Raw genomic sequence first — 291 nt, forward strand, 5'->3', positions numbered from 1 at the left:
GACACCAGCACGCCGACGATGGCGACGACGGCCAACATCTCTACGAGGGTGAAACCTCTACCTCTCGACCACGACACTGGCATTGCCCTCCGCACGTAGCGGCACGCTGCTGCCCTGCTCGTCGCGGCCGATGGCGCTGACTAGGCTGAACTCGGCCGTCTGACCGCCCGCCGCCGCCAGTGCGCGCAGCACGAAGACGACCTGGCCGCCGCGGGCGCCGAGCTTGAAGGACAGCCGGCCGTTCGGCGGCACGCCCGCCTGCGCCGGTGCAAACAGCGAGGGGTCGTAGGC

2 protein-coding genes are annotated in these 291 nt (G+C 70.4%); both read right to left on the minus strand.

From position 1 onward, the window contains the following. Nucleotides 1–83 (minus strand): prepilin-type N-terminal cleavage/methylation domain-containing protein (locus ACG00Y_RS28830; protein WP_394485106.1); only part of this gene is annotated, 83 nt, incomplete at its 3' end. Further along, a partial coding sequence (locus ACG00Y_RS28835; RefSeq protein WP_394485104.1) for a hypothetical protein occupies nucleotides 58–291 on the minus strand: 234 nt, incomplete at its 5' end. The genes ACG00Y_RS28830 and ACG00Y_RS28835, both read right to left, overlap by 26 nt.

The sequence above is a fragment of the Pelomonas parva genome, assembly GCF_043555835.1.
In the GTDB taxonomy this organism is placed as follows: Bacteria; Pseudomonadota; Gammaproteobacteria; order Burkholderiales; family Burkholderiaceae_C; genus Pelomonas; species Pelomonas parva.